This is a genomic window from Bradyrhizobium valentinum (assembly GCF_001440405.1).
GTDB classification, from domain to species: Bacteria; Pseudomonadota; Alphaproteobacteria; order Rhizobiales; family Xanthobacteraceae; genus Bradyrhizobium; species Bradyrhizobium valentinum.
Map to the genome: position 1 here is coordinate 1 of NZ_LLXX01000105.1, position 5401 is coordinate 5401.

Annotated in this window: 5 protein-coding genes and 1 pseudogene; 4 read left to right on the forward strand and 2 right to left on the reverse strand. The window is 64.3% G+C overall.

Annotated elements, in window-relative coordinates:
* A partial coding sequence (locus CP49_RS16215; RefSeq protein ID WP_057851231.1) for a polysaccharide deacetylase family protein occupies positions 1-1199 on the reverse strand: 1199 nt, incomplete at its 3' end.
* A gap of 208 nt (positions 1200-1407) precedes the next feature.
* A complete protein-coding gene (locus CP49_RS16220) occupies positions 1408-2154 on the reverse strand; it encodes a polysaccharide deacetylase family protein (RefSeq protein ID WP_057851234.1) in 747 nt (248 codons plus the stop codon).
* Between the two features lie 155 nt (positions 2155-2309).
* On the opposite strand from CP49_RS16220, the gene mgtE reads away from it, so the two are divergent.
* From mgtE to CP49_RS16240, 4 genes and pseudogenes are all read left to right on the forward strand, one after another.
* Positions 2310-3746, forward strand: coding sequence for a magnesium transporter (gene mgtE / locus CP49_RS16225; RefSeq protein WP_057851232.1), 1437 nt, complete (start codon positions 2310-2312; stop codon positions 3744-3746).
* Between the two features lie 65 nt (positions 3747-3811).
* A complete protein-coding gene (locus tag CP49_RS16230; RefSeq protein ID WP_057851235.1) occupies positions 3812-4192 on the forward strand; it encodes a helix-turn-helix domain-containing protein in 381 nt (126 codons plus the stop codon).
* Between the two features lie 128 nt (positions 4193-4320).
* Positions 4321-5139: an aldo/keto reductase gene (locus CP49_RS16235; RefSeq protein WP_057851233.1), complete on the forward strand. Its 819-nt coding sequence runs from the start codon at positions 4321-4323 to the stop codon at positions 5137-5139.
* A pseudogene (locus CP49_RS16240) lies at positions 5136-5401 on the forward strand (hypothetical protein); the annotation flags it as partial. The gene CP49_RS16235 and the pseudogene CP49_RS16240, both read left to right, overlap by 4 nt.

Here is a 5401-nt window from a genome sequence, read left to right on the forward strand (position 1 = left end):
GCCTGCGCGGCTTGTCCGGCGGAAGCCGGCGGCTGGGCCGCAGCCGCGCGGCGGTGACGGTGAGATTTGCCGCCGAGCTTTGCGGACGAGACTTCCGTTGAACGCGCCTGCGCAACCGTTGTCGCCCGGCGTGCGCCCGAGGCCAGCGCGCTCGCAAACGTCGGTTCCGGAATTTTGAAAATGCTCGCCGCCGGCACGGGCAGTACGGCTAGCGCACCGACCGGCGGCAACATCGTTTGCCTGGACCACAACGTTACCGGCGGCAGGGGAATGCCTCGACCACGCCGCGCGGCGCGTCCGCCGAGATCGGTCGTGTGCCAATCGAGATCGGACAAGGCCGGGACGGGAAGCGCTGCAGGGCCGGCAAAAGCGAATTTCGGAACCTTCGGCCAGCGCGACGCCGCCACCATATCCGGCGCCGGATGCAACTGCCATTGCCGGGGCTCGGTCGGTGTCGCCGGCCGTTCCGGTGTCGCCGGGACCACATGGACGATACGATAGCCGCGCGTCTTCAGTTCGTGCAGGATCCTCGGCAGCGCGATGACCGTGCGCGGCTGAATGTCGTGCAGCAGCAGGATGCCTTTGCCTTTTCGCTCCAGCCGCTGCATCGCGAGCTCATAGACACGATTGGCAGAGACGTCGCGCCAGTCGTCGGCCGGGAAATCGGCGCTCCAGAGCTGAAGCCCCTTGTAAGCGGCAAATTCCTCGATTTCGTCGGTACGGCGCAGGCCGGGAATGCGCAGGAACGGCGCCGGCGCGGTGCCGTCGCCGAGTGCCGCGGTCACCGACGCGATGCCTTGCTCGATCTCCTGTTTGGAGCGTTCGAACGGCAGGCGATCCATGCCGCCCGGATGGTTCTGGGTGTGGGTGGCTACCGTGTGGCCGGCGTCGCGCACCTTGCGCACGCCTTCGGGATTGGCGTTGGCCTGGCTTCCGACCAGGAAGAAGGTCGCCTTGGCGCAATGGGCGGCGAGAATGTCGAGGATCTGGTTACTGTACTTCGGCAGCGGACCGTCGTCGAAGGTCAGCACCACCTCACGTTCCTGCAGCGGCAGCGTCTTGCCATATTGCATGGTGCCGATGACGGGATAGGCGCGCGGATCGACCACGATGGTACGTGACGTGCCGATGGCGTCGGGATGACCCGGGCAATCCGCGGCCGGCGCAGCCTGCGCGGCGACAGAGGTCAACAGGCCCACACACAAGGCGGTCCAAGGACGCCGGCGAAGCTCCCCAAATACGCTAGCGATCATTGAACCCCGGCTTCATTCCAAGAGCACGCAACGACTTACATCGACTTACATCATGGTGCCATGAATGCCGCCTTAACCGTCTGAATTCCAGACTTAATTTGGCTTCGGAGGCTGATCCAGGCGGAAGAACAGCGCCAACCAAAAAGATCGTGACCTAATGTGCTTTGTCGGACACGGTTTTGGCAGCCGCCGGAACTAGATGGACTACGCGATAATGGTTGTCGCGGAGGTAGCGCAGGAAGGCCGGCAGCATGGCAGCGGTCTGCGCTTTGGGATCGTGCAGCAGGATGATGCCCTTGCGGGCGAGCTGCAGCCGCTCGGTGAGCAGCTTCAACTGCTGCGCCGGCGTCATGGGAATCCAGTCGCCGGCCCAGAGATCGGCGCCGAACACCGCGATGCCGCGTTTTTGCAAGCCCTCCAGTGTTGCGTCCGTCATTTCAAAATAAGGGAAGCGAAAGAACGGTGTGCTCGGGTTCGTGCTGGCCGCCCCGTGAAGCGCCGTTTCGACCGCCGCGATACCCTTGTCGATCTCGCCGATGGCCGACTCCGGCTTCATGTATTTGAGATTGTGGTGGGTCCAGGTGTGGTGCGCAATGGTATGGCCCTGGGCCGCTACTTTTCGCACCAGTCCGGGATGTTCGGAGGCCGGCTTTCCGATCAGGAAGAAGGTGGCGCGCACGCATTCATGTGCCAGCGCCGCCAGCACCTTCGGCGTCGTGCCGGGCCACGGTCCATCGTCGAAGGTCAGCACCACCTCGCGGTCTTCCAGCGGAAGCGTTTGTGGAAAGCTCTTGAGGCCCACGCGCGGGTAGCTAGCGGCGTCCACCGCGAGAACGCGTGAAGTGCCGAGCGTGTCCTTTCGGGGACATTCAGCGGCCGGCGCCGCCGTAACGAAGGTCATCAATGTCGCAACTGCCGAGCATAGGGCCGCGCTGAAATTTCGGGTCATTTGCCGTTAGTGATATTTGGCATTGCGCATGGCGCAGCCGATTGGGTAATGCGTGCAGCTATAGCTCAGACCAGTTCCCTCATTCTGTCAAACCGGCGAGGCGCGGCATGGCCGAGAAGATCGACGTTGCCCAAGCCACTGAAGGGCTGCCAGCGCAAGGCTCCGTGCTCGACCATCTCCTGATGCGGGACGAGGAGGGGCAGCTCCGTCGCGAGTTTGTCGAAGAGATCACGCGCGCCATCCATGCCGCCGACCGGCCGCTGTTGTGCGAGGTGGTTGCGGAACTGCATGAGGCCGATCTCGGCGATTTGATCGTGGCCCTCGAGCCTGAGGATCGCGTCACCCTCGTCGAGATCACAGGCACCGATTTCGATTTCTCGGCGCTGAATGAGGTCGATGACGCCGTCCGCGAGGAAATCCTCGAGGAACTTGAACCGGAGACGGTCGCGGAGGGCGTTCGCGAACTGGAATCGGACGACGCCGTCCAGTTGCTCCAGGGCCTCGACGAGGAGGATCAGGAAGAGATCCTTGAAAAGCTGCCGCCCTCCGAGCGCGACACGCTGGAGCGCAGCCTGCTTTACCCGGAAAATTCCGCAGGCCGGCGGATGCAGTCGGAGTTCATCGCGGTGCCGCCGGACTGGACCGTAGGGCAGGCGATCGACTACATGCGCGACACCCCGGACCTGCCTGATAGGTTTTACGAGATCTATGCGGTCGATTCCGAGAAGCACTGGCAGGGCGCGGTTTCGCTCGACACGCTGCTGCGCGCGCGCCGGCCGGTGCCGCTCGCCGACCTGATCGAGGAAGACCGTCGCCGTGTCTCCGTGCTGGACGACCAGGAAGAGGTCGCGCGGATGTTCGGCAAGTATAATCTGGTCGCGGCCCCTGTCGTCGACACCACCAACCGGCTGGTCGGCGTCATTACCATCGACGACGTCGTCGACGTCATCGAGGAAGAGGCCGACGAAGATTTGAAAGCGCTCGGCGGCGTCACCAGCGACGAAGAATTGTCCGACAGTGTCTGGACCATCGCGCGCGCCCGCTTCAATTGGCTGCTGGTCAATCTGGCGACCGCGTTTCTGGCGTCCTCCGTGCTCGGCCTTTTCGAGGGTCAGCTCGAGAAGATGGTTGCGCTAGCGGTGCTGGCGCCTATCGTGGCGAGCCAGGGCGGCAATGCCGCGACCCAGACCATGACGGTGGCGGTGCGGGCGCTCGCCACCCGCGAACTCGGCTCCAACAATGCGCTCCGCGTCGTTATGCGCGAGGCGATGGTCGGCCTCGTCAACGGTCTCGCCTTTGCCGTGATTACCGGCGTTGCCGCGGTGGCGTGGTTCAAGATCCCGGGGCTGGGCGTCGTGATCGGCCTTGCCATCATCTGCAACCTGGTTGCCGGCGCGCTTGGCGGCATCCTGATTCCGATGGTGCTGGAACGGGTCCGCGCCGATCCGGCAGTGGCGTCGGGCACGTTCGTCACCACCATCACCGACGTGGTCGGCTTCTTCTCGTTTCTCGGTATCGCCACGCTGTGGTTCGGGCTGAAGTAGCGCCGCATTTATCGTTAATCGGGCCTTAACGCGCTTGGCCGATGATGTTGGCTCACGAGGTCAACATGCAGCGCTTGCGGCTGAAAGCGGACGGACGGATCGTCGAACTGCGGGACGGGCAGGAGTTTCCGCTTGCGCCGACGATGCCCGGGCTCGCGCCTGCGACGCCCGGGCTCGCGCAAGCGATGCCTTCAGCTTCGCCCGTCATGCCTGACGCAACGCCGGGCGAAACCGGCACGCTGCCGCCCGTGCGCGACCTGCGCCGCCGCGCGCAGCTCACACAACTCGAATTCGCGGCAAGAGTTGGCGTCCCCGTCGAAACCATCCGGAACTGGGAGCAGGGCAAGCGTGTCCCCCGAGGACCGGCGCGGGCGCTACTCGCCGTGATCGCGCATTCGCCGGAGACCGTATTCGCAGCGCTCGCCACGGAGACGTCGCCGCGCTAGTTCCCTGGTTGACGCATTCTTGACGCGAGGGGGGAATTCAACCCTGGATCGACCCCGCGTGAAAATGCTTGTGTTGGCAGCGCTGCGAGAGCGGCCCATAATGGGGCGCGATCTCCGGAAAGCTGCCGATGAATATTGTCGAGGCCAATGGTGCAAAGATCCCGGCGATCGGGCTGGGCACCTGGGAATTGCGCGGCCGAACCTGCGCGCGGATCGTCGAGCAGGCGCTGCGGCTCGGCTATCGCCATATCGACACCGCGCAGGTCTACGAGAATGAGCGCGAGGTGGGTGAGGGCATGCGCGCTTCAGCCGTCAGGCGTGACGACATCTTCCTCACCACCAAGGTCTGGCCCAGCAATTTTGCGCCGAAGGATCTCGATCGGTCGGCCAAAGAAAGCCTCGCGCGGCTGCGCCTGACCGAGATCGATCTGCTGCTGTTGCACTGGCCGAACCCGCAGGTGCCGCTGGCGGACACGCTGGGTGCGCTGGCGCGGGTCAAGCAGCAGGGGCTCGCCCGCCATATCGGCGTGTCCAACTTTACCGTGGCCCTGATCGAGGAGGCGGTGGCGGCGTGCCCCGAGCCGCTGGCGTGCGACCAGGTCGAATACCATCCTTATCTCGATCAGACCAAGGTCAGGGAAGCCTGCGCGCGCCACGGCATGGCCGTGGTGGCCTACAGTCCGGTCGCCAAGGGCCGCATCAAGAACGACCGCGCGCTGCTGCGGATCGGTGACCGCTATCGCAAGACGGCGGCCCAGGTTTGCCTGCGCTGGCTGGTGCAGCAGGGCGCGGCGGCGATTCCGCGCACGTCGAAGCTCGAGCGGCTTTCGGAGAACGTCGAGATCTTCGATTTCGAGCTTTCGGAAGAGGACATGCAGCAGATTTCCGGCATGGGTAGCGCCGGTGGCCGGTTCACGGATTTCGGCTTCGCGCCGAAATGGGATTGAGGTACCGCGCCGCCCGACGCTATGCTGTCGGGCAGGGAATATCGAAAATCATTCAGATGCCGATGGAGCTGCGGCGGATCATACCCTCTGAGATCACGGCGTCGGCGATCGCGCATGTGTCGTTGCTGACGCTCGTGCTGTTGTTTTCCGACGTCCATCCGTTCGGCACGGTGACTGCCGAGCAGATCCCGGTCGAGATCGTCACGCCCCAGGATATTCCCGAACAGCCAAAGCCGGCCGAACAAGCCGTTGCCGAGACCAA